General features: G+C 50.8%; 27 protein-coding genes, 1 tRNA gene and 1 pseudogene. 2 read left to right on the top strand and 27 right to left on the bottom strand.

The window, feature by feature from the left end; genetic code table 11:
• Positions 1 to 225 precede the first annotated feature (225 nt).
• From NST37_RS11430 to NST37_RS11390, 9 genes are all read right to left on the bottom strand, one after another.
• Complete coding sequence (locus tag NST37_RS11430) at positions 226 to 504, bottom strand: hypothetical protein (protein ID WP_339186674.1); 279 nt, start codon at positions 502 to 504, stop codon at positions 226 to 228.
• A 263-nt stretch (positions 505 to 767) separates the two neighbouring features.
• Positions 768 to 844 (bottom strand) — tRNA-Pro (locus tag NST37_RS11425).
• Positions 845 to 911: 67 nt separating this feature from the next.
• Complete coding sequence (folE, locus tag NST37_RS11420) at positions 912 to 1,472, bottom strand: GTP cyclohydrolase I FolE (protein ID WP_003387096.1); 561 nt, start codon at positions 1,470 to 1,472, stop codon at positions 912 to 914.
• Between the two features lie 171 nt (positions 1,473 to 1,643).
• Entirely contained in the window at positions 1,644 to 1,916 is a 273-nt protein-coding gene (locus NST37_RS11415) for an HU family DNA-binding protein (protein ID WP_003387097.1), read from the bottom strand.
• A gap of 237 nt (positions 1,917 to 2,153) precedes the next feature.
• Positions 2,154 to 3,632: a stage IV sporulation protein A gene (gene spoIVA, locus NST37_RS11410; protein ID WP_003387098.1), complete on the bottom strand. Its 1,479-nt coding sequence runs from the start codon at positions 3,630 to 3,632 to the stop codon at positions 2,154 to 2,156.
• 178 nt (positions 3,633 to 3,810) lie between these two features.
• Positions 3,811 to 4,542: a hypothetical protein gene (locus NST37_RS11405; RefSeq protein ID WP_003387099.1), complete on the bottom strand. Its 732-nt coding sequence runs from the start codon at positions 4,540 to 4,542 to the stop codon at positions 3,811 to 3,813.
• A gap of 18 nt (positions 4,543 to 4,560) precedes the next feature.
• Entirely contained in the window at positions 4,561 to 4,905 is a 345-nt protein-coding gene (locus tag NST37_RS11400) for a 2Fe-2S iron-sulfur cluster-binding protein (RefSeq protein WP_003387100.1), read from the bottom strand.
• A gap of 15 nt (positions 4,906 to 4,920) precedes the next feature.
• Positions 4,921 to 5,217: a 2Fe-2S iron-sulfur cluster-binding protein gene (locus NST37_RS11395; protein ID WP_003387102.1), complete on the bottom strand. Its 297-nt coding sequence runs from the start codon at positions 5,215 to 5,217 to the stop codon at positions 4,921 to 4,923.
• Positions 5,218 to 5,232: 15 nt separating this feature from the next.
• Positions 5,233 to 5,421, bottom strand: coding sequence for a DUF2768 family protein (locus NST37_RS11390; RefSeq protein WP_003387103.1), 189 nt, complete (start codon positions 5,419 to 5,421; stop codon positions 5,233 to 5,235).
• Between the two features lie 138 nt (positions 5,422 to 5,559).
• Between NST37_RS11390 and NST37_RS11385 the strand changes: the two genes are divergently transcribed.
• The gene (locus NST37_RS11385; protein ID WP_003387104.1) at positions 5,560 to 6,048 is read left to right on the top strand and encodes a hypothetical protein; all 489 of its coding nucleotides are present in this window, start codon (positions 5,560 to 5,562) and stop codon (positions 6,046 to 6,048) included.
• A gap of 119 nt (positions 6,049 to 6,167) precedes the next feature.
• Here NST37_RS11385 and NST37_RS11380 read toward each other — a convergent pair whose 3' ends face one another.
• The 17 genes and pseudogenes from NST37_RS11380 to prsW form a co-directional block, all read right to left on the bottom strand.
• The gene (locus NST37_RS11380) at positions 6,168 to 6,440 is read right to left on the bottom strand and encodes a stage VI sporulation protein F (RefSeq protein ID WP_003387105.1); all 273 of its coding nucleotides are present in this window, start codon (positions 6,438 to 6,440) and stop codon (positions 6,168 to 6,170) included.
• Positions 6,441 to 6,518: 78 nt separating this feature from the next.
• Positions 6,519 to 7,547, bottom strand: coding sequence for an NAD(P)H-dependent glycerol-3-phosphate dehydrogenase (locus tag NST37_RS11375; protein WP_024984948.1), 1,029 nt, complete (start codon positions 7,545 to 7,547; stop codon positions 6,519 to 6,521).
• A gap of 35 nt (positions 7,548 to 7,582) precedes the next feature.
• Positions 7,583 to 8,188, bottom strand: a complete 606-nt coding sequence (plsY, locus tag NST37_RS11370) for a glycerol-3-phosphate 1-O-acyltransferase PlsY (RefSeq protein ID WP_024984947.1) — start codon at positions 8,186 to 8,188, stop codon at positions 7,583 to 7,585.
• Positions 8,189 to 8,203: 15 nt separating this feature from the next.
• A complete protein-coding gene (gene der, locus NST37_RS11365; RefSeq protein WP_003387108.1) occupies positions 8,204 to 9,517 on the bottom strand; it encodes a ribosome biogenesis GTPase Der in 1,314 nt (437 codons plus the stop codon).
• Positions 9,518 to 9,571: 54 nt separating this feature from the next.
• The gene (locus tag NST37_RS11360) at positions 9,572 to 9,754 is read right to left on the bottom strand and encodes a hypothetical protein (protein ID WP_003387109.1); all 183 of its coding nucleotides are present in this window, start codon (positions 9,752 to 9,754) and stop codon (positions 9,572 to 9,574) included.
• Positions 9,744 to 10,661: a YIEGIA family protein gene (locus tag NST37_RS11355; RefSeq protein ID WP_003387111.1), complete on the bottom strand. Its 918-nt coding sequence runs from the start codon at positions 10,659 to 10,661 to the stop codon at positions 9,744 to 9,746. Before NST37_RS11355 ends, NST37_RS11360 begins: the two co-directional genes overlap by 11 nt.
• A gap of 6 nt (positions 10,662 to 10,667) precedes the next feature.
• The gene (locus NST37_RS11350) at positions 10,668 to 11,306 is read right to left on the bottom strand and encodes a hypothetical protein (RefSeq protein ID WP_003387112.1); all 639 of its coding nucleotides are present in this window, start codon (positions 11,304 to 11,306) and stop codon (positions 10,668 to 10,670) included.
• Positions 11,307 to 11,370: 64 nt separating this feature from the next.
• Positions 11,371 to 12,441 carry a type 2 isopentenyl-diphosphate Delta-isomerase gene (gene fni / locus NST37_RS11345; RefSeq protein ID WP_024984946.1) on the bottom strand — a complete coding sequence of 357 codons (1,071 nt, stop codon included), beginning with the start codon at positions 12,439 to 12,441 and terminating at the stop codon, positions 11,371 to 11,373.
• Positions 12,442 to 12,498: 57 nt separating this feature from the next.
• The gene (rpsA, locus tag NST37_RS11340) at positions 12,499 to 13,671 is read right to left on the bottom strand and encodes a 30S ribosomal protein S1 (protein WP_327970334.1); all 1,173 of its coding nucleotides are present in this window, start codon (positions 13,669 to 13,671) and stop codon (positions 12,499 to 12,501) included.
• A 247-nt stretch (positions 13,672 to 13,918) separates the two neighbouring features.
• On the bottom strand, positions 13,919 to 14,527 hold the full coding sequence (locus NST37_RS11335) for a lysophospholipid acyltransferase family protein (RefSeq protein ID WP_003387115.1): 609 nt from the start codon (positions 14,525 to 14,527) through the stop codon (positions 13,919 to 13,921).
• Positions 14,528 to 14,531: 4 nt separating this feature from the next.
• The gene (gene cmk / locus NST37_RS11330) at positions 14,532 to 15,194 is read right to left on the bottom strand and encodes a (d)CMP kinase (protein ID WP_003387116.1); all 663 of its coding nucleotides are present in this window, start codon (positions 15,192 to 15,194) and stop codon (positions 14,532 to 14,534) included.
• A gap of 137 nt (positions 15,195 to 15,331) precedes the next feature.
• A complete protein-coding gene (locus tag NST37_RS11325) occupies positions 15,332 to 15,514 on the bottom strand; it encodes a hypothetical protein (protein WP_003387117.1) in 183 nt (60 codons plus the stop codon).
• Between the two features lie 23 nt (positions 15,515 to 15,537).
• Positions 15,538 to 16,227, bottom strand: coding sequence for a flagellar brake domain-containing protein (locus NST37_RS11320; RefSeq protein WP_003387118.1), 690 nt, complete (start codon positions 16,225 to 16,227; stop codon positions 15,538 to 15,540).
• 105 nt (positions 16,228 to 16,332) lie between these two features.
• Positions 16,333 to 17,700: a germination protein YpeB gene (ypeB, locus tag NST37_RS11315; RefSeq protein WP_003387119.1), complete on the bottom strand. Its 1,368-nt coding sequence runs from the start codon at positions 17,698 to 17,700 to the stop codon at positions 16,333 to 16,335.
• A 25-nt stretch (positions 17,701 to 17,725) separates the two neighbouring features.
• Positions 17,726 to 18,082 (bottom strand): annotated as a pseudogene (locus tag NST37_RS11310) (cell wall hydrolase); the annotation flags it as partial.
• A gap of 342 nt (positions 18,083 to 18,424) precedes the next feature.
• Complete coding sequence (locus NST37_RS11305) at positions 18,425 to 18,586, bottom strand: hypothetical protein (RefSeq protein ID WP_170208336.1); 162 nt, start codon at positions 18,584 to 18,586, stop codon at positions 18,425 to 18,427.
• A 21-nt stretch (positions 18,587 to 18,607) separates the two neighbouring features.
• On the bottom strand, positions 18,608 to 19,282 hold the full coding sequence (prsW, locus tag NST37_RS11300) for a glutamic-type intramembrane protease PrsW (RefSeq protein ID WP_327957018.1): 675 nt from the start codon (positions 19,280 to 19,282) through the stop codon (positions 18,608 to 18,610).
• A gap of 85 nt (positions 19,283 to 19,367) precedes the next feature.
• On the opposite strand from prsW, the gene NST37_RS11295 reads away from it, so the two are divergent.
• Entirely contained in the window at positions 19,368 to 20,339 is a 972-nt protein-coding gene (locus tag NST37_RS11295; RefSeq protein WP_003387125.1) for an asparaginase, read from the top strand.
• Positions 20,340 to 20,394: 55 nt separating this feature from the next.
• On the opposite strand, the gene NST37_RS11290 is transcribed toward NST37_RS11295, so the two are convergent.
• Positions 20,395 to 21,687 (bottom strand): Glu/Leu/Phe/Val dehydrogenase, encoded by a 1,293-nt coding sequence (locus NST37_RS11290; RefSeq protein ID WP_003387126.1) that lies wholly within the window; start codon positions 21,685 to 21,687, stop codon positions 20,395 to 20,397.
• Between the last annotated feature and the right edge of the window lie 68 nt (positions 21,688 to 21,755).

Below are 21,755 nucleotides of genomic sequence, written 5' to 3'. Positions count from 1 at the left end.
AAAAACATAAAAGGAGCCTGAATATTGGAGAGTGTTTACACTCAACAATGATCAGGCTCCCGGAATTCCCATGGGCTCAGTAGGTTTTTCACGGCAACGTATACAGCCTTTCTCTTTCAATGGCATACTCGGCTTCCTGCGAGGGAAATGACCGAAGCGTACCAGAATGCTACTTTTGACTTTGGATCTGGTTGGTGCCAATAACATTTTAACTGCCTGGATGGCCTACTCCTCATTTTCCTCGGAGGCAATGACGCCAAACCGAACTCTGGAGGGCAGTGGGTCAACACCGATATGACGGTAAGCATCGATAGTATCAGGCACATAGCTTTCCGTTAACTGAATGACGCGGATAATCTGCTGTCGCTCCTCGGGAGAAAAGGTGAGCAATCGATTCCCGCACTTTTCACAAGCAAGGCACCATAAGTCGTCTACCTCCACCAAGTGGTGGATATTATACCCGCCTGCATGATTGCAGTTTGAACAGCTCGTTTTGAAACGCATGCATTCCTCTCCCCCTTTGATTCTGATTATACCAGAATCCAGGAGTCGCTTTCGTTTCTATGTTCCGGTTTCTATGTTCCGATGTATTTGTCTTTCTCGAAAACAAAAAACACCTCTCTATTGATCGGAACTGATCAATGAGAAGCGTTCTATTTCGCGGTGTGTACACTCGTTCACTCCAACAGATAATCTCAAGCGGCGACGGGCCGCTGCTGTGCACCTTGGTTACCTGCATCAAGCGTGAAGACGCTGATTTTGACGAATGGTCGGAATGCAGGGATTTGAACCCTGGACCTCACCCACCCCAAGGGTGCGCGCTACCGGGCTGCGCCACATCCCGACTGTACATCATCACTATACAAAATTTTAATTACACTGTCAAGAAAAAATTTCCATTCAGCATCCGTCTACTTGATCAGACTGAATACCTCTGCCCGTGCCGCGGGGTCATTTGCAAAGATTCCTCGTACAGCCGAGGTGACTGTTTTGGAGCCTGGCTTTTTCACTCCGCGCATCGTCATGCACATATGCTCAGCTTCGACGACGACAACTACTCCGTGAGGGTCCAGCTTGCGAACGATCGCATCCGCTACATGAGCCGTAATGCGCTCCTGAAGCTGCGGCCTGCGAGCGACAGTCTCGACGGCGCGAGCCAGCTTGCTCAATCCTACGACACGACCTCCGCGGGGAATATAGGCAACATGCGCCTTGCCAAAAAACGGAACCAGGTGGTGTTCGCACATGGAGTAAAACGGAATATCCTTTACAAGCACCATTTCCTCATGGTCTTCGCTGAAAACCGTCTCAAAATACTTCTCTTCATCTATGCCAAGGCCTTCGAATGCCTCTGCGTACATCTTCGCTACGCGCTTCGGCGTATCCAGCAGACCTTCCCGGTCCGGATTTTCACCGATCGCTTCGAGTATCATTCGAACGGCAGTCTGAATCTTTTCCAAATCGACGTTCATTCTCGTACCTCCTCCTCACACAGCGAAACAAGCCCATCTTACCACATTAGCCCAGAAAAGACAAAACGAACTGTGCTTGAGAAACACTTTGACCGAAAAAGGCATAAAACGTAAAAAAATCCACATTTATTCAATGTGGATTTTATGTAAGTGAAACTTTAGCAGACGTTATTACTTGATAGAGTCCTTGAGTTGTTTGCCAGGTTTGAAGGCAGGGACTTTGCTGGATGCGATTTCGATTTCTTCACCAGTTTGCGGGTTACGACCTTTACGAGCCGCGCGCTCGCGAACTTCGAAGTTACCGAAGCCGATCAGTTGGACTTTATCACCGTCTTTCAACGCTTCAGCGATTGCATCGAGAACCGCGTCAACAGCTTTCGTTGCATCTTTCTTTGTGAGCTCGGTGGTCTCAGCCACTTTTGCGATCAGTTCTGTTTTGTTCATATTGTTCACCTCCCCTCAATGACGGTTGAGTCGTAGGTATTACTTTTCTTTACCGAAACCCTGCGTTTTATACGCGATTGGGTGTTTTTACCGCTCTGACAAGCTTATAGTAATACACCATTCTTGTAAATTCAAGCCCCCTGATGTCGAATTTAAACGAAATCCAAGAAAAAAAGGCTTCCCGTCATGCCGGGAGCCTCCTTTGCCTGTCTATATTCTGGTTCTTTATACCTATTTTCACAAGATAATAGCAATCAGTCCGCCCGAGCCCTCGTTGATGATGCGACCGAGTGTTTCCTGCAGCTTGTAGCGTGCGTTGTCCGGCATCATGGTGATTTTCGCCTGAATTCCTTCGCGGACGATCGAATGGAGCGAACGCCCGAATATATCCGAATTCCAGATGGAGAGCGGATCTTTATCAAAATCTTGCATCAGGTAACGGACCAGCTCTTCACTCTGTTTTTCCGTTCCGATGATCGGCGCAAACTCCGATTCAACATCAACGCGAATCATGTGAATCGACGGAGCCGTCGCTTTTAGCCTCACACCGAAGCGAGGTCCCTGTCGGATAAGTTCAGGTTCGTCCAAGGTCATCTCATGCAAGGACGGTGCCGCTATGCCGTAGCCTGTGGTACGAACCATGTGAAGCGCCTCGGCAACCTGGTCATACTCGCGTTTTGCATGTGCGAAATCCTGCATAATCGTCAAGAGGTGGTCTTTTCCGTTTATCTCTACACCAACGATCTCCATCAAAATCCGATCGTACAGTTCATCCGGCGCATACAGATCGATTTCAGCGATACCCTGCCCCATATGCATACCGGCAAGCGAAGCCCGCTCGACAAAGTCATATTCATTAAAGAACCCTACGACCCTGTCGACATCGCGCAAGCGCCGGATGTCCTGTACAGTGTCTCTGACGGCTTCCTCGTAGTTTTGACGCAGCCAGTGTCCATTTTCCAGTACCATCACCCAACTGGGCAGGTTCACGTTTACTTCATGTACAGGGAATTCAAACAGCACTTCTCTCATGAGCATCAATATTTCCTGCTCAGACATGTGATCGACGGACAACGCCACAACAGGCACATCGTATTTCTCCTGCAAGTCCAATCGCAGGTTCTGAGTTTCATCCGAGCGCGGCCGAGTCGAGTTGACGATAATGACAAAGGGTTTCCCCACTTCTTTCAACTCGTTGATGACTCGCTCCTCCGCTTCGATATAACCGGCCCTCGGGATCTCCGCGATACTGCCATCCGTTGTGACGACGATACCGATCGTGGAGTGCTCCTGGATTACTTTTCGCGTCCCCACTTCGGCCGCTTCCTCGAACGGTACCGGCTCCTCATACCAAGGGGTATGCACCATGCGCGGTCCGTTGTCGTCCTCGAAGCCCTTGGCTCCTTGAACCGTATAGCCGACGCAGTCAACGAGGCGAACGTTGATGCTGAGCCCTTCTGTAACGTCTACCTGGACGGCTTGGTTCGGAACGAATTTCGGCTCCGTAGTCATGATTGTTCGCCCGGAAGCGCTCTGAGGCAATTCATCTGTCGCCCGAATACGTTCCGCCTCCGAGTGAATGTTGGGGATGACGACCTGTTCCATAAACCTTTTGATAAAGGTCGATTTTCCCGTGCGAACCGGGCCAACTACCCCCAGGTAGATATCCCCGCCCGTCCGTTCGGCAATGTCTTTAAAGATATCGACTCGTTCCACCATCGATGACCTCCTTCTATTTGTCTATTGTTACACTATGACCGTTTTTCCGAATTATCCCTGACCGCCAGCATTTTCCCGTGAATCTCGTACTAGAATCTTGGACAATACAAATATATGTGAGAATCAGTTCCGTAGAACAAAAAAAAGCAGCTCAACTTGAGCTGCCCCGATCATTTCAATTATTCAATTTGAGCAATTTCGGTTCCCCATTGACCATTTCGTAGGGGAATGATTTTGCCGGGACAAACATAGATTTTCTAGCCATGACGTATCTCGGATCCGTAGCCTTGGGGACCTCCGCCTTTGAATTCCGCAGGACCGTCGCAATGTCCGCCGCATAATCGATCCCTACTTCTCCTTTTTCGTTCATCACCAGTGGCAACAGGTAATTGCCTGCTGTGCCCGGAACCTGCACTTCCTTCATGCTCAGCTTTGAAAAATCAATGGAATAGTAACCGTTGCCGATGTCTGCCTTAATCGGCAGCTTTTCGTAATTTCGTTGATAACGGATGACGGCAGCCTGGATGTCCGCCACCTTGCTCACCGATCCGAGATGGATCAATCTCACTGTCGGTTTTGTCTCGACATCGATCAGGGTGTACATATAAATACCGCCCTTTTCAAACGCGTTGGCAGGTACGTCAGGCAAATATTTGGGCATCAGCTTCCGAAAATCGATCTCATACTTTTCGAAGATCGGCGTGTTGATGTCCTTTGTAGCAATCGGAAGCACCCCTGTGTCCTTCTGGAACTGCTCGACAGCCTTTTGGGTCGCTTCCAGGTAAAATTCGCTAGGGATCTGGTTTTCCAGCTTTTTTTCCTCGGGATACATACAGCCGCCTAGCAGTGCCGCGATCATCACCAGCAGCGCTGTCAACAGTCCTGTGTTTCTCATTTTACGCAACATCTCTCGCTACTCCTCTAGCTACCATTCTTCTTCCTCCAGGCGCTGTCTCTCCAGCGCCGCCTGAACGACCGATTTCCATTTGCTCTCCGGAATCCGGACGGAACAATCGGTCCCCATCACCTTTGCCTGACAGGCAAGCCGGATGCCTTTGCCAAGGTCCGCTTCAGGCATTTTCCGCTTTTCCAGCGTACTCGGCTCACTGAGTTGCCCGCTTTCCACAACTACCCGGCACATGAGACAGGACGCATGTCCCCCGCATCGCTGCGGAATGACGACTCTTGCCGCCTTCGCTACGCTCGTAATCGATTGCCCCGGCCTCGCTTTTATCGACTTGCCCGCAGGCAGAAACGTAATTTTTGCCATTTCACCACTCTCCCGTCAATACGGACGGTGAGCCAGAGTAACATTGCCCTCGTGAATCACTTTGATTTGACAACCGAGCCGATACCCTTCGGCCCGCTCCGCTTTTCTCAGACGAAGCTTTTCCGCATCCGTAATCTCATTCAAGTGTTCCGCGCCTGCCTCAACATGCGTTCGGCATTGCGCGCATATCCCCCGCTCGCAAGCATAGCCCCAGCTCAGCTTATGCTCCTTTGCGATAGCGACGATTGTTTTTCCCATCACAAGAGGCATCTGGTGCGTGCCGGAGCGCGTATGTAATGTCAATTCCTTCAACTTCTGCCACTCCCCTTAGGCAAATATAACGATGATGATCATGACGAAGGTGACCAATAGCATGAGAAAAGCAAACGTCTTCAACAAGAAGCGAACCAGGTTGTTTGCGGTCTTTCGTGCAAAAATCATCAAAAAATTACAGATGAACATCAGCGCAATCGCAACCAAAGAGATGTTCATCTTGGTCATCGGATCGATAGGCATTGTCTTGACAGCATCCTTTTCTCTTTAAGTTTTGCTTTATTATACCATACTTCCCGTATTCCACGCTTTTTCATCTGAACCATGCACTAGACGCCCGCATAGACTATTTTGATGAATCCGCCCAATGGAGGGATACAGATGAGTACGAAAAAATGGCGCAATCCTTATGCCCCCATACCGAGTAAAAAGCTAAGCGATCAAATAACCGATGTTTCTTTGGCTGTGACGCCAAAGAAAGTGGTGCAGCCAGTCGATCTCCGGACATCCGTATCAAAGATGCGCACCAATATCAAGGGGATCAGCAGCACGATCCGCCAAGTCGAAGAAACCATGGATACGCTTTACGGTGCCATGGAGATGTTTGAATCGATTGGCAAGCGCAGCGCCAAAGGAAACGCCACAGAAAAATCTGTGGAAAGACCCGCAGACAGGCCCGTTTCCAAAAAACAAACCGCAGAGAGCAGCCAGGAACCTGAAACCGTGCGGGACGAAGCAGAAAACAGCGGATCAAACCCTTTGGCAAACATAGATATCGGACAGCTTCTGGGGCTTTTGCAATCTCCTCTCGTTCAAAACCTGCTGAGCCAGTCGACAAACGGCGCAGCAAAACGAAAAAAAGAGGGATAATCTCCCTCTTTTTTTTCTTGATCCTGCAGACCAGCCATGTCCCTGTAGAGCCATGATTGTTCCTAGTCATACTGTATGACATTTTGTCAAGCATGCAACGGTCATAACCGCCCATTTCTCTACGAGCGCAATAGTTTTGTAAGGGACTGGATGTCGTTTAGGCTGATCTCCTGATTGCGGAACATTTCCACGATCTTGTCTTCCCGCTCTTCATTCAAAGTCTTCCCACTCAGCGCTGCAAGCGAGCGAATGATTTGACGCAGCTTGGTTTCATCCTCAAAGTCGCTGCGCTGGAATTGACCGGCCAGCGAGCGCAATTTCCCTTCATCGACTTTATCTGAAGCCTGTTTTTGCAACCTCTCCAAAAAACGGCGAGAAATACTGTTGCTCATCGCTCAAAGCCCTCCTTGCAACATTTGGATTACACCATTAACGTATGTGCAGGAGCCTAAAAAGGTGAGCGAATCGGCTTAGATACTGTATGGGCCGAGGTATTCGTTTTCACGTGTGCGCCCGCGTCCCATCAATTCCTCCACTCCTTGCCGGGGGGAGGTTCCTTCAAACAAGATCCGGTATAAAACGTCCGTGATGGGCATGCTGACATTTTCCCGTCCCGCCAGCGCATAGGCAGCGTTGGTTGTCCGGACGCCTTCCACGACCATCCCCATTTGTTCCAACACCTGGTCAAGCGGCTTTCCTTGTCCAAGCAAATAGCCTGCCCGCCAATTTCGGCTGTGCTTGCTCGTGCACGTAACTACAAGATCGCCAATTCCGGCAAGACCGGCAAAGGTAAGCGGCATTGCTCCGAGCTGGATGCCCAGCCTCGTGATTTCCGCCAAGCCCCGCGTCAGCAGTGCAGCTTTTGCATTGTCTCCGAACCCCAGTCCATCGGACATCCCCGCTCCGAGCGCAATGATGTTTTTGAGCGCCCCCGCAATTTCTGCCCCGACCATATCCGGATTGGTGTACACGCGGAAATAGTTGTTCATCAACAGGTCTTGGGCTCGCAGCATCTTTTCATCTGAAGCAGACGCTACCACTACTGTCGTCGGAGAGCGAAGAATCACTTCCTCGGCATGGCTGGGGCCGCTCAGCACGACCAGTCCGCTGGCGATCGATGCCGGCACTTCTTCACCGATCACCTCCGACATCCGTTTGAGCGTTTCCATCTCAAAGCCTTTGGTCGCATGAATCAGCAGTACGTCTGGTTCCAGGTAAGGCACCAGCTCACGCGTTACCTGCCGCATGGCATGCGACGGAACAGCCAGCAGGACGACTGGCTTCCCTTGCACCGCTTCCTTCATGTCTGTCGTCGCGACGATTTGCGGGGACAACCGAGCCTCCGGCAAATACTTTTCGTTTACGTGCAACGTATTTACTTTCTCAGCCAGCTTTGCATCCCGCATCCACAAAGTGACCTGATGGCCGTTGTATGCAAAAACGGATGCCAGCGCCGTTCCCCAACTTCCCGCACCTATGACTGCAACTTGTAAACTCAATAGTTCCCCCTCCACACTACACATTGTCTCGGAACTTACTTAAACGGGCGCTGGGCAGATTCCCCCAGCCTTCGTTCCTTGCCTGAGAGAAGATTTCGGATATTACTGTAATGACGAATGTAAGCGAAAATGGCGAGTACGGTACTCACCCATATAAAGGCAGGTTCCTTGGCAAATACGTATAGAAAAATTGGAAGCATCGTCACCAACACGAGTGAACCAAGGGAAACGTATCGCGTAATCGCAATAACAATAATCGTAATAATGCCCGAAATCAGAAAGGCAAGCGGAGAAAAGCCGAATGCCACCCCAACGGTTGTGGCAATCCCCTTTCCTCCGCGGAATCCGAAAAAGACAGGCCAATTGTGTCCAATGATGGCAAACAAACCGGACAAAGCGTACGCCAGTGCATTCCCATCAGTCAACAAATGGGTAAGTCCCATTGCGGCCAGACCTTTCAAAGCATCCAATACCAGCACGGTGACAGCGGGTCCTTTCCCCAGGACACGCAGCGTGTTGGTAGCGCCGGCATTGCCGCTGCCGTGAGAACGTATATCGATACCCGCGATTTTTTTGGCAATGAGGTAACTGAAGCTGACTGATCCGATCAAATAGCTGATCAGCAAGGACAAATACACCATGGTCGTTTCCTCTCCCTATGTTTTTTTGCGCGTCCAGATACGAATCGGCGTTCCCTCAAAGACAAACGCTTCTCGTATTTTGTTTTCTATGTAACGCTCATAGGAGAAATGCATGAGTTCCGGATCGTTGACAAATAGGATGAAAGTAGGCGGTTTGACCGTCGCCTGTGTCGCATAGTTGATTTTAAGGCGTTTCCCGCGGTCTGAAGGCGGCGGCGTCATGATTGTCGCATCGGTAATCAGGTCATTGAGAACCGATGTAGGCACCCGCATCGAATGGGCTTCCGCCACTTGGTTTACCTTTGGCAGGATGGTGTGAACACGTTGCTTCGTCTTCGCCGACACATACAGGATCGGAGCGTAGTCGAGGTATTTAAACTCTTCGCGGATCAGCTCGGTAAAGCGATTCATCGTTTTGTCGTCTTTTTCGAGCGCATCCCATTTGTTCACGATGATAATGACGGCACGTCCCGCTTCATGGGCATATCCGGCAATCTTTTTGTCCTGCTCAATGATTCCTTCTTCCCCGTTCAAAACGACCAATACCACGTCAGATTCCTCAATGGCACGCATAGCGCGCATCACACTGTATTTTTCCGTGGTCTCGTACACTTTTCCGCGCTTGCGCATACCTGCCGTATCCACAAGCACATACTGCTGTCCGTCGCGTTCGAACGGAGTATCAATCGCATCCCGCGTAGTTCCGGCAACATCGCTGACAATGACGCGTTCTTCACCGAGAATGGCGTTCGTCAAAGAAGACTTGCCCACATTCGGGCGCCCGATGATCGAGACGCGGATGACGTCGTCGGCCTGATCTTCTTCCTCTTTTGCAGGGAAATGACGGACCACTTCCTCCAGCACGTCTCCGAGTCCCAAACCATGGCTGCCGGATACGGGAAACGGCTCTCCAAGCCCCAACGTATAGAAATCGTAAATCTCCGCTCGCATCTCCGGATTGTCTACCTTATTTACGGCCAATACGACGGGTTTTCCCGTGCGGTTCAGCATGCGCGCAAGCTCCAGATCGGCGTCTGTCGCACCAGTACGGCTGTCTGCGATCATGATGATGACGTCCGCCTCATCGATGGCAAGCTCCGCCTGATGGCGCATTTGCGTCAAAATCTCGTCGGTCTCGCCGAACTCAATACCTCCCGTGTCAATCACGTGAAAATATTGATCCAGCCATTCCCCTTTCCCGTACAAACGGTCCCGGGTAACGCCTGGCTTGTCCTCTACAATGGCAATACGTTCACCGACCAATCGATTAAATATCGTGGATTTGCCCACGTTGGGTCTCCCCACAATGGCTACCACTGGCAATCCCATAGTTGACAACACTCTCTCTCGTATCTGTTTTTAACTAGACAATCATACCACACACTACTTGTGACTCACAATGACCAGGGTATCATCATTCAATTCGTGGACCATCGCATCCAAAATTTTTTCCAGAACAAAGGCTGTCTTCTGCAGACTTTCCTTGTCCTCTACTGCGAAAATGGGGGCTCCGCCTGCTACTTGCTCTTTCTTCATCGTAACGATGGCCATGATCTTACCCGCCATGAGCGCCTCCCTCCGCCGCAGCAGGCGATTCCAGCGGCTTTCGGAACACGCTTTCCAAAATCGGCACAGACTCAATGACGATTTTTGCCCGCTCCTGATCCATGACCTGCGGCAGCAAAAATACGCCCAGCCGACCACTAGCCAAATCTCTCTTGATTAAAGGGGTCAGGGATGGCTCTCCCTCGTCCGTGAACAGGCCCATCTGAACAGCAACGTCATGCAAAATAGCCTGGCGCTGGCCCGGGTGCGCAATTGTAACGCTGGCATTCGCGTCTTTCGGTACAAGGATAAATCCCAGCCCCTGCTTCTTGATGACGTCCTGTGCATCTCGAAGTCCGACGTTCATGATATAGATATCGCCGACATACAAATCCTTTCCGTCGACTCGCACCTCCGCGGGAACGACATCGACGATATGGGACAAGTTCTTGCCTGATTTCAGCCACCGGGAGACCAGCAAAGTACCGATACCCGCCAAAACACCGCCCCACCAGTCGAACAGGACCGTTGCAAAGGTCGTCAGCAGGGAAGTGAAGATAACCAAATAGTTTCTTCCCTCGAACACCATCGCAATACCTTCGATATAGGGACCTCCGCGGGGGATCAGCTCCCTCTTGTCGATCTCCGTCAAAGTAGTGCGTTCCATGTTGCGCACATCGCGAAACTGCTGGGCAGCAACCGTTAAAAAGGTTACCGCCGTATAATCCTGCTTTAGCAGCGAGGGAACTGCAAGAGCGCCGAGAGCAGAAGCAATGACTCCCAGAGAAACGTGTATAATCTTGCCGTGCGGATAGGTGGGGTACTGCCGATAATCCGTTTGCAACAGGTATATGCGGCAAACGATCCCGAATCCAAAGCCAAGCGAGAGCGGAATTACATATTCATTGGAGAGCAGTTCTTGAAACAATGAGCATCACCTGTTCGTGTCTGAATTGGAAGTCTTCCTCCCCCCAAACCGGAAGAGCATTCTCGCCATCGCCCAGCCGCCGGCGCATACTCCCCACAAGGAAATTGCGCTCCACAACAAATCGTGCGCATACTCGTTGCCAATTTGACAGGAGCCAGTCAGCTTCCACTCATAAAGCGAATACAGCAAATCGCTTAGAGGCAAGGAGAGGAGCAGCAAGAACATCTGGGTTAGGCTTGAACGACTCACTGTCAAAGCGGCAAAAACAGCACATACAGGCACCATCCACCTTACATCCCAGACGGCGAGCACCGGATCTGTAAAGAGCAGCCAGCGAAACCAAAACAGCGCTATCCCGATACATCCGCCGATGATCACGTAGATTCTCTTCCGCCCGTGCTGCTGGTTCGAATACAGCCAACCGGCGCACAGAAAGGGCAGGATCGCTCCACTGACGCTGACGCGAATAGCCGGAAAAAAGGAGAGCTGCCAGCTGACGAACGTGCAGACGAGAAAAAGGGTCACTACAGCCAACGCACCAGCTCTCTTGATCCCCCAGCGGTGAAAAACTCCGTCGCAGACACCCATCCATATCAGACAGAGGAAGCACCACTGGATGAGGATCGCTAGCGTTCCATCGTTCATGTCCATCTCCCTCTAGAAACGGTTGTCTTCCCCAAGTATGCCTCATTTTTCATCCTTTCATGAATCAGGAATCTCGCTTGCCCAGTCTTTTCCTCGCATATTTTTCAGGCGCTATTCCGCGCAGGCGAGCACGCTCTGCCGTTCTGCCTGTGATCATTACCGTCACCTGCTGCAGTTCGTTGATCGAGGCTGCTCCCAGTGCTGTCATGGCCACGCGGATCTGATGATGCCAGAGGTCGACGGTCGCCAGGCACTCCTCTATGGAAACCGTCTGAACAAGACGCAAAAAAGAACCGGCCATGCCAACGGCGGACGCTCCCAGAGCAATGGCTTTGACAGCGTCAAGCCCATGACGAATGCCTCCCGAGGCAATAAAAGTGATTCCCCTTGATTGAAGCTCGGCCGATTCCAACAGACTCTCCGGTGTTGTAAAGCCCCAATCCTCGAACATGAACATCGGCGTGTGATGGCGTCTGTTCTCAACTTTGGCAAAGTTGGTACCTCCCCTGCCCCCTACATCCAGGAGGGTGATACCGGCATCTGCGAGTTTTTCCATGCTTTCTGCAGACATGCCAAACCCTACTTCCTTTACGATCACCGGGACCCCAACGTGCTCCTTGATGCGCCTGATGTTATCGAGATAACCTCGGAAGTCACGGTCTCCTTCCGGCATCAGGAGTTCTTGCATGACATTGAGGTGAATCTGAAGGCCATTTGCTTCAATCATCTCCACTGCTTGTACTGCTTGTTCAACAGTTGCTTCCGCACCCAGGTTGGCAAACACCATCCCTTTCGGATTTTCACGCCGGACAACCTGGTAGCTTTCTCTGACGGCAGGATCGCGCAACGCCGCCATTTGTGACCCCACTGCCATCGCCAACCCTCTTTCGCGGGCGATGACCGCAAGCTTCTGATTGATTGCGGTGACCGCAGGAGCACCCCCGGTCATGGCATTTATCAGCAGGGGAGAAGAAAGCTGGAGGGGAGGCAGTGATGCAGCAAGATTGCAGTTACCATAAGACATATTCGGTAAACTATTTGGCGCAAAGGATATGTCATCCCAGATACTGCTTTCTTCCTCTCTCGTTTCTAATGCAAATTGTATATGGTCCATTTTCCGACGCGAACGATCCATGGATTACCTCCGTATCTACAGAAAAAGGGACACGCCTATGCGCATCCCCTTTTATTCTTACTTCAGTTTATCTTTCAGGTCTCCAAACAGTTCTCCCAGCGTCACACCCAAAGGTTGATTGTTCTCTTGCTGGAACTGCTGCTGTTCGCGCTTGCTCGCACGCTCTGCCTGCTCTACACGATCTTCTTCAACGGCACGAATGCTGAGACTGATGCGCTGCTCTTTTGGCACCACATCCAGGATTTTCACCTGAACCTCTTGGCCTTCCTTCAGCACCTCACCTGGAGTCGCTACCCGTCGGTTCGCGATTTGGGAGATATGGACGAGGCCTTCGATCCCTGGCGCCACTTCTACAAATGCTCCAAAGGAGACGAGGCGTTTTACCGTACCGGAGACCACATCGCCAGCTTTGAATTTCTCAGCGGCTTCTGCCCAAGGTCCCGGCTGCGTTTCCTTGATGCTGAGGCTGATCCGTTCGTTTTCCTTGTCAACCTTCAGAACCTTCACCTTTACTTTGTCGCCTTCTTTGACGACATCAGAAGGCTTGTCGACACGGTTCCAGGCCAACTCGGATACGTGTACCAGTCCGTCAACTCCGCCGATGTCAACGAATACGCCAAAATCAGTCATTCGCTGCACGGTACCTTCCAGTACTTGACCTGGCTGCAGTTGATCCAAAACAGCGCTCTTCTGCTGTTTCGCCTCGTCCTCCAAAACCGCTTTATGGGAGAGGATTACCTTATTCTTTTCTTTATCCATTTCGACAACCTTCAAGCGAAGGTTTTTGCCCTTGTACTCGCTGAAATCTTCAACAAAGTGACGCTCAACCATGGAGGCAGGGATAAAACCGCGCACCCCTACATCTACGACGAGACCGCCTTTGACGATTTCCTTTACAACGGCTTCAATTACTTCGCCAGAAGCCATTTTTTGCTCCAGATCGCTCCAAGAAGTTTCCATGGCAACAGCCTTTTTGGAGACAACCAGTTCTTCTTTTTCATCGTTGAGCTTGATTACCTTTACCTCGAACGTGTCCCCTACCGAAACGACATCGGACACCTTTTCCACGTGCAGCGGAGAAAGTTCGCTGATCGGAATCAGCCCGTCGTATTTGTAGCCGACGTCTACCAATGCCTGTTTTTCCTCCACCTTGGTAACCGTAGCCTTAACTACATCACCCACGGAAATCACTGTTGCATCCGTCAGGCTTACGTTGCTTTCTTCCATCATGAGTAAAACCTCCTTCGATACCATCAAGTCCCAAGCGTCTATTTAGAGGCTGTTTAAAAAGCGAGGCAACCAAAATTTTGCATGATTGCAGGAAACAGACTGTCATCCAGCCGGTTACTCCTCCTTTTTAAACCTCCACTGTATAAGAACCGGGAACATGTATATTTGCAACTGACGCCAAATGGCTGACAGTTAGCTGACAAGCCAGGAAGTTCCAGCAAAGTTAGTATTCTACCCTTTGCTGTTTCTATTCCGCCTTGCGCGAGAATCGATGTTGATCCAGCAGCGATTGGATATGGCTCATGATCAGGTCAGTCGTCTCACGCAACGTTTCGGAGTCCGTTTTTCTCTCCCGCAAAGCCGAGAGGTCAATCGGCTGTCCGTAGACGATCTTGACCGGCCGGAACAACTTGTATGGACCGATGATGGCCACTGGTATGACTGCAGCATCAGATTTGAGGGCAAACATGGAGACGCCGGGCATACCAGCGCCCAACTCTCCCGTTTTGCTGCGAGTTCCTTCCGGGAAAATTCCAAAGATTTTTCCCTCTTCCAGCAATTTGAGAGTCGCGCGGATCGCTCCGCGGTCGCCAGCTCCCCTTTTCACGGGGAAGGCGCCGAATTTGGTGATCAGAAACGAAATGACGGGGATCCGGAACAGCTCTTCCTTTGCCATGAAATGCACCTGTCTGTCGATCCCGCTGCCCAGCAACGGCGGATCCCACAAGGAGAGGTGGTTGCAGCAAAGAATTACAGGGCCTTCCTTAGGTATATGTTCGGCACCGATTACTTGCCAACGGTAAAATGTAGAAAATATAAAGCGGAAAAAGCCCCGAAATACACGATAGTAACTCACGTTCTTACTCACCCGATCGCTTGCAAATTTGTAGGATCCGATCGACAACCTGCGGAATGGTCATGCCTGTCGTATCCAACAGAACGGCATCCTCTGCCTGTCGCAGCGGAGCAACCTCCCGCTCCATATCGCGTTTATCTCGCTGCGCGATCTCCGCTTCCAGCTCGGCCAGATCCGTTTGATGCCCTTTTTGCTGCAATTCCTTCAATCTTCGCTCTGCCCGCTCACGGATGGATGCGGTCAAAAAGATCTTTACTTCCGCATCGGGCAGCACATGCGTGCCAATGTCCCGCCCATCCATGACGACATTGCCTACCTGAGCCAGTTGCCGCTGCAAAACGAGCATTTGCTCTCTGACCGCACCATAGCTGGCTACGACAGAAGCGTATTGACTTACCTGCGGTGTCCGGATTCGATCGGTAATATCCTCGTCATTCCAATAAACGCGCTGCTGCGCAGAGTCTCGCTTCAAGTGAATAACGTTGTTTTTCAACAATTCGGAGACGGCTTGCTCGTCTTCTATTTCAATCTGGTGCTCTTGGGCAGCCCAGGCCAAGGCCCGGTACATAGAGCCGGTGTCGATGTACAGGTAGCCGAGCTGTTCTGCAACCATCTTGGCTACGGTGCTTTTCCCCGCTCCTGCTGGGCCGTCTATTGCAATGTTCATTCTGTTTCTCACCCGCTATGTATGAGTGCCGGAAAGATACAAAAACAAGAAAAGCTTCTGTCGAAGCCCTTTCATAACTTTCTCAACTCTCTATGTTGTCTATAATAGTACCATAGTATGGAAGCATGCGCAAACCCTTAAGGAATATGCGACACGCCTTCCAGACGTTCTGTTTCCAACAGGAAGACTCGCAGCGGATCAACCGCAAGCAGCAGTTCACCAGCTATGAGCAAAGCTGCGCAGACGAAAATAAGCAGGACCATTGCTCTTTCTACTCGCCTGGATAAACGGTCAAATTGCTGGTCGAAGTCTTCAGCCATCCGGTATCACCCTTCAGCAGTTGTTATTCCAGTACGCCTTTTTTTCTCATTTCCAACTGTCTCTCGTAGCATGTACGAACGATCTTTGCCCGATCGGATTCGTTGATTTTCGTGAATTTCACTGACACCCATTGATGCTTCCCCTTTTCATCTGCAGGCTTTTGCCGCACAATTTCTCCAAGGGCAAAAGCGTGATGCACCTGACCTGCCTTGCTGGGCAGCGACAGCCATATCTCCAGACTATCCTTCTCCTGCAAGCGCATGTTGTCCTCGCATGTAAAGGAGAGGCCGCCTCCACTCAAGTCGACTGTCCGAGCGAGAAAATGGTACTGTCTCAGCGGATCGTCCATTTTCACTGCAATCTCTACAGCCGTTTGAATACGGAGGTAATTGCGCCTTTGATTCCGAATGACCGCATCTTTACTTGGGAGACTCATTAGCAGGACCGGAATGTTTTCCGTTTGCCTGCCGATGATCGTTGAGCGAAACTCATAGCGGGAGCCGTCTTCTCCGATGTACCACACATCGCATTCAGTACCAGTCAACAGCGGGGCGGTTCTTCCGGTCTTCTCGCTAATGGGAAGCTCGATTACTGCCGTGTCGTCCCGAAGGTCTGCAACTCTTGTTTTTAATGTATGATCGCGGTTCTCATCCCAGGCATCGACGAGGTTAAGGCGGAGTGTTTGTCCGATTCTAGGCAGCAACATGATCATGCTTTTCCCCCTTTTTCTCCTCATGCCTTCCATTATAACCCGGGGGCCCAATAAACGGCAAATAGGGAAAACCGTCGCCAGCCGGCTTTCCCTTTGAAGAAGCATCTATTCTGTAGCTTTGCTTTCTTGTCCTGTGGTCATTTTCACAATTTCTTCCTCTTCACCGGTCATTGCATTGATGTAGACCATGTACGAATTCCCTTCAAAGCTGCAGGCCAGCTCCCAGCACAGCACTTCATTTCCATCGTTTTTTCCTTCAATGAGCGCCAGCCGCTGGTCGGTGACTTTTACGCTGGGATTCACTTTTTTCTTTGCTTGCTCAGCTGTCACTTTCGGCTTGGAAAGGATTCGCTGCTTGTGGTTAAACAGATATTCGGTCGAATTGAAGCTGACTACTGTGCCATTGTCCAAAGCCGTTTTCACCGCAACTGCATCGGGATAGATGCGGACGCCATCTTGCTCGGGGACAAAGGTCATAACGGCCATGCCCTCATAACCGTCTTTTTCCGCTACGACCATATTCGAAAAGCCATGCGCCTCCAAAAATTTCTTGGCGCTCGCTTCCGCTTGCTCCATGGACATCCGCTGTTCCCCTACATCCCGTTCGTTCATTAACCATGCTACCTTGCCGCCGCGCTTCGTCACATCCATGTAAATAGGTGTCGGCGACTGGGGGGAGGTTAAGCGAACGCTGTACGCCGAATACGTTTCCGCCTTGCCGTTATCGTCGACCTCTACCTTTGTATTGGCCGGGTCTAAACCGGTAAAGGACAGAGCGATTTTTTGCGCCTCCTCCTTGGAAACCGGGTTTCCGTCAATTCCTTTGATCCGCTGCTGCTTTTTCTTGTCCAGGCTCTTGATGCCTACGCCCCAGTCTACTTCCGGAAATTCCTGTACCTTCTTTTCAATCGTTCGGAAACCGTCAATAATGGTGTTGTCCGTCTTTTTGTCATCAGATGCAAGAGCGGTCTCCACATCCATCCAGCGCAGCCGTTTGTCGATCACCTTCGTCTGTACGTGCTGAAGCTGCTTTTGAATGCTTTTGGAATTGTTGTACAAGCTCTTTAACGTTTGATATTCCTGATTAGTGAGCGGATTTTTGTCCAGGTCGCGCACGGCTACCCTGTATGAAAAGTCAGCTACCTTGGCCAAAAATTCCTCTGTATTGTTGAACGGCATCAGTGTCAGCGGCAATTGGCCGACATCGGATTGAGCTGCATAAGCAAGTCGCCACACGTTTGTCAAAGATGGGGTCATCTGACTCCGCGAGTTGATTACGAGAGATTTCCCCAGTTCGTCATGAAGCTTGTCGATATGGTGGTTCAAGTCATGGAATGCGCGTTGATACTGGTTTTCGGCCTTGATCAGCACCGAGTTTTTTTCGTTGTGCTCCTGATAGCCCCACATGCCCGCTCCTACCAAGCCAACGAGAGCAACGGGCAAAGCAACACGTGCAATTGCTCCATATACCATGTTGTGATAGTCCCCCCTTCACTAGTTAACGACAAAATATATGTCTGCCGATTCTTTTTACCTGCGGTCGGCTCCAAATCCATTTTGAAGTAGCGGTCGCCGGATTGAAGTAATACGTGCAGCCCCCTGTCGGGTCCCAGCCGTTCAAGGCATCCCGGACAGCTTTTTTCGCCTGGGCATTTGGAGTCAGCCAGATTTGCCCGTCTGCAACGGCCGTAAATGCTCTTGGCTCAAAAATGACACCGGAGGGTGTATCGGGAAACGAAGGGCTTTCCACCCGATTCAAAATGACTGCCGCAATCGCTACTTGCCCCTCATACGGCTCTCCCCTGGCTTCACCGTAAACAGCATTGGCCATCATCTTCAGCTCATTGTCCGACAAGCGGGAGGGATGGAAGCTTTGCGTCTTTGCCTGCGCCTTTCCTTTTGCCGGTGCAGCGACTTCCACTTCCTGTGCAGTCGCCACCTGTTTATCCGGTTCGTCTGAATAAATCCAGTACCCGGCAACTGCAGCCAGCACTGCCAGTACCCCTGCGATCAGCTTCGTTCCCACGGTACACATCCTCCTTGACATATCATGCAATCTTTGCATAGTGTTAGTGGAGCTAGAAATGTTTATTCACGAATCCACCTTTCCGGGCAGAAAAAAAGAACCGGCATCATGGCCGATTCTTCTCTGCTCCGCGATCTCGTCGAAGCTAACGTTATTCGATTAGGGCAAAGACTATGGTTGTTCCTGAATGCTGAAATGTCTGTCGTTGTTGCAAAGACATTGTTTAAAGCCGGTCTCCACTTCTCCGCTGGGCTCTCGCCGTCCCCGGAGCGTAAACTTTTCTCCGCATTCATTGCAGCGAATCGTCACTTTCGTTCGTTGGTTCCTAGACACGTCTCTTCTCCTCCTCGCTACTTATTGTGGACGGGAAGTTAGTGTTTTAGAACCGAAATCGTGGGCCCTCTGCACTTTTTTCAGCCCTTGCCACCATAGAAGCAGCATAAAGGGAACTATGATCCAAATCCAGTGCTCTGTCGTCAAAAAGATGGAATTGTACAACGCGTGCAAAATGATCGGCAATGCAAGGGAGACAAACAAACGTCTCAGCTCCAGGTTTGCTTTTCCCGAAAACTTGGCTTTCCCTAAATAATACCCCATCCACACGCCGAACAGCGCGTGACTGGAAACGGGCAAAAAAGCGCGCCAAAAGGCAATATCCACCCCATTAATGATCAGGTAAATAAAGTTTTCCAATGTGGCAAACCCAAGGGAAACGGCTACCGCATACACAATTCCGTCATAAGGCTCATCAAACTCCACGTGTTTATAGACAGTGAAATACAGGACCATCCATTTAAAAAATTCTTCTACCACCGCTGACTGGAAAATACTCGCAAACAGCTCACTTCGCCAGTTCCACTCGGTCTGCATAATATGCTGCAGGACTATCACGGGAAAGACTAAGAGAACCCCGAAAATAAAGGTCCGAATCACCATGGATATCGGCTCGGGCTCCAAATTGTCACGGAGATAAAAATAACTCAGGATGGCGATACCGGGGGCGATAGCGGCCCCAATGACAGCAAGCATCTGAGTATTGCTCCTTTACACAAGACTATTATTCATCGTACCATGAATAATGGTTACTTGAAAACCGCTACAGGAGAGAGACTTTATGCAAAAGAAAATTTTAGTCATTAACACAGGCGGCACCATCGCCATGTCCGTCGACGAATCAGAAGGAGTCAAGCCTCTGGAAGATCACGCTGTCGAAAAAATTTTGCCTTTTTTGGATCGGTACGCCGATGTAACCATGATCAATCACATCAATCTGCCAAGTCCCCATATCACTCCTGCGATTATGAATGAGCTTCGCCTTTTCATTCAACACGAGTTGAGCCAGCACGGCTATGACGGGGTCGTGGTCACCCATGGAACCGATACATTGGAAGAAACCGCTTATTTCCTCGACCTAACCTTGCCTGTGACCGTGCCAGTCGTTGTGACCGGCGCCATGCGGAGCAGCAATGAGCTGGGAGCTGACGGACCTGTAAACCTGATCTCCTCCGTACGAACTGCCGCTGATCCCCAGAGCAGGAACAAAGGTGTACTGGTCGTGTTTAACGATGAGATTCACGCAGCCAGACATGTAACCAAGACCCACACCAGCAATGTCGCTACCTTTCAATCGCCGCAATACGGTCCGATCGGGACTATTTCCAAAAAAAGCGTCAGTTACCATCATGCTCCACTGGTCAGGGAATACTACCCGATCGCCAGCGCCCAGGCCGATGTACCGCTGCTGAAGGCTGTTTCCGGGATGGACCCTCGCTGGCTTGGCTTTTTGCTGGAGCAGCCGGTTGACGGTCTTGTTCTGGAGGCATTCGGGCTTGGAAACCTGCCACCCGCGATCGTCCCTGTCCTGCAAGAGCTGCTGGACAAGAAAATCCCGATCGTCCTCGTCTCGCGCTGCTACAACGGCCAAGTCCAGGATGTCTACGATTACGCCGGCGGCGGCCGCCAGCTCAAGGAAATGGGCGTCTTGTTTTCAAATGGCTTGAATGGCCAGAAGGCACGCCTGAAATTGATGGTCGCCCTGCAGCAAACCCGCGACTTTCAAGAGCTTCAACAATTGTTCGAGCAATAAAGAAACCTCCTTGCTGCATACGCAAGGAGGTTTTTTTTTCGGAACAAAGCCTGTCTTATACCCAACCGCGGAAGCGGGAAGCTTCTGCCATTTTGCGTACACCCACCATGTAGGCGGCCAGACGCATGTCGATGCGGCGTGTTTGAGCGAGGGAGTATACATTCTCAAACGCTTTTACGAGAACTTTTTCCAGCTTTTCAATAACTTCTTCTTCGGACCAGTAGTAGCCCTGGTTGTTTTGCACCCACTCGAAGTAGGAAACCGTTACCCCGCCAGAGCTCGCCAATACGTCTGGTACCAGCAGAATGCCGCGCTCTGTGAGAATTTTTGTAGCTTCGAGTGTGGTTGGTCCGTTTGCTGCTTCCACCACGATCTGCGCTTTGATGTTGTGCGCATTTTCAGCCGTGATTTGGTTTTCAATCGCAGCAGGAACGAGAATATCGCATTCCAGTTCCAGCAATTCTTTATTGGAAATGGTGTTGTTGAACAGCTTTGTAACAGTACCGAAAGAATCGCGACGGTCGAGGAGATAGTCGATATCAAGACCGTTCGGATCGTACAGGGCACCGTAAGCATCAGAAATACCGACGACTTTTGCACCTGCATCGTGCATGAATTTGGACAGGTAGCTTCCTGCGTTACCGAAGCCTTGAACGACTACGCGAGCTCCTTCCAGTTGAATGCCGCGGCGTTTTGCAGCTTCGCGGATGCAAATAGTTACACCCTTGGCGGTAGCTGTTTCGCGGCCGTGGGAACCGCCCAGCGCAATCGGTTTTCCTGTAATGAAACCTGGCGAATCAAACTCGCGGATGCGGCTGTACTCGTCCATCATCCAGGCCATAATTTGCGAGTTGGTGAACACGTCTGGTGCTGGAATGTCTTTTGTCGGGCCTACGATTTGGCTGATCGCGCGGACGTACCCGCGGCTCAGGCGCTCCAGTTCGCGGAACGACATTTCACGCGGGTCACAAATGATACCGCCTTTACCGCCACCATATGGCAGGTCGACGATACCCGCTTTCAAACTCATCCAAATAGAAAGCGCTTTAACTTCATCTTCTGTAACTTCCGGGTGGAAACGAATGCCCCCCTTGGCAGGACCCACTGCATCATTATGCTGTGAGCGATAACCTGTAAAGACCTTAACTTCTCCGTTGTCCATGCGAACCGGAATACGTACGGTCAGAACGCGCAACGGCTCCTTCAAGAGTTCGTACATTGCTTCCTGGTAACCTAGCTTTTCCAGTGCCTCTTTGATCACCGTTTGGGTCGAATGCAGCAAGTTCATGCTTTCTTGTTGTTCTTTTTTCCCTTGGGTGTTTTCGGTTACCACTTCGTGATTACCCATTACTTATTCACCTCAAAATAGTTGTCGGTAAACCCATCGTTAAGTATACACGCTTGTATCAGGGATGA

The sequence above is a fragment of the Brevibacillus sp. FSL K6-6036 genome (assembly GCF_037964015.1).
Classification (GTDB): domain Bacteria; phylum Bacillota; class Bacilli; order Brevibacillales; family Brevibacillaceae; genus Brevibacillus; species Brevibacillus borstelensis.
The sequence above is the reverse complement of the archived record's forward strand: the minus strand, read 5'-3'. Positions and strand labels throughout refer to the sequence as shown.

Coding starts and splice junctions, on each gene's coding strand:
- fni (WP_024984946.1), bottom strand. CDS start 12,441: ATGGATCGTTCGCGTCGGAAAATGGACCATATACAATTTGCATTAGAA.
- cmk (WP_003387116.1), bottom strand. CDS start 15,194: ATGAACATTGCAATAGACGGCCCAGCAGGAGCGGGGAAAAGCACCGTA.
- rpsA (WP_327970334.1), bottom strand. CDS start 13,671: ATGATGGAAGAAAGCAACGTAAGCCTGACGGATGCAACAGTGATTTCC.
- folE (WP_003387096.1), bottom strand. CDS start 1,472: ATGAACGTCGATTTGGAAAAGATTCAGACTGCCGTTCGAATGATACTC.
- NST37_RS11325 (WP_003387117.1), bottom strand. CDS start 15,514: ATGGCTGAAGACTTCGACCAGCAATTTGACCGTTTATCCAGGCGAGTA.
- plsY (WP_024984947.1), bottom strand. CDS start 8,188: ATGGTGTATTTGTCCTTGCTGATCAGCTATTTGATCGGATCAGTCAGC.
- NST37_RS11415 (WP_003387097.1), bottom strand. CDS start 1,916: ATGAACAAAACAGAACTGATCGCAAAAGTGGCTGAGACCACCGAGCTC.
- NST37_RS11430 (WP_339186674.1), bottom strand. CDS start 504: ATGCGTTTCAAAACGAGCTGTTCAAACTGCAATCATGCAGGCGGGTAT.
- NST37_RS11320 (WP_003387118.1), bottom strand. CDS start 16,227: ATGATCATGTTGCTGCCTAGAATCGGACAAACACTCCGCCTTAACCTC.
- NST37_RS11385 (WP_003387104.1), top strand. CDS start 5,560: ATGAGTACGAAAAAATGGCGCAATCCTTATGCCCCCATACCGAGTAAA.
- NST37_RS11295 (WP_003387125.1), top strand. CDS start 19,368: ATGCAAAAGAAAATTTTAGTCATTAACACAGGCGGCACCATCGCCATG.
- NST37_RS11405 (WP_003387099.1), bottom strand. CDS start 4,542: ATGTTGCGTAAAATGAGAAACACAGGACTGTTGACAGCGCTGCTGGTG.
- NST37_RS11380 (WP_003387105.1), bottom strand. CDS start 6,440: ATGAGCAACAGTATTTCTCGCCGTTTTTTGGAGAGGTTGCAAAAACAG.
- der (WP_003387108.1), bottom strand. CDS start 9,517: ATGGGATTGCCAGTGGTAGCCATTGTGGGGAGACCCAACGTGGGCAAA.
- NST37_RS11350 (WP_003387112.1), bottom strand. CDS start 11,306: ATGAACGATGGAACGCTAGCGATCCTCATCCAGTGGTGCTTCCTCTGT.
- NST37_RS11360 (WP_003387109.1), bottom strand. CDS start 9,754: ATGGCGGGTAAGATCATGGCCATCGTTACGATGAAGAAAGAGCAAGTA.
- NST37_RS11290 (WP_003387126.1), bottom strand. CDS start 21,687: ATGGGTAATCACGAAGTGGTAACCGAAAACACCCAAGGGAAAAAAGAA.
- ypeB (WP_003387119.1), bottom strand. CDS start 17,700: ATGGTATATGGAGCAATTGCACGTGTTGCTTTGCCCGTTGCTCTCGTT.
- prsW (WP_327957018.1), bottom strand. CDS start 19,282: ATGCTTGCTGTCATTGGGGCCGCTATCGCCCCCGGTATCGCCATCCTG.
- NST37_RS11390 (WP_003387103.1), bottom strand. CDS start 5,421: ATGCCTATCGATCCGATGACCAAGATGAACATCTCTTTGGTTGCGATT.
- NST37_RS11400 (WP_003387100.1), bottom strand. CDS start 4,905: ATGGCAAAAATTACGTTTCTGCCTGCGGGCAAGTCGATAAAAGCGAGG.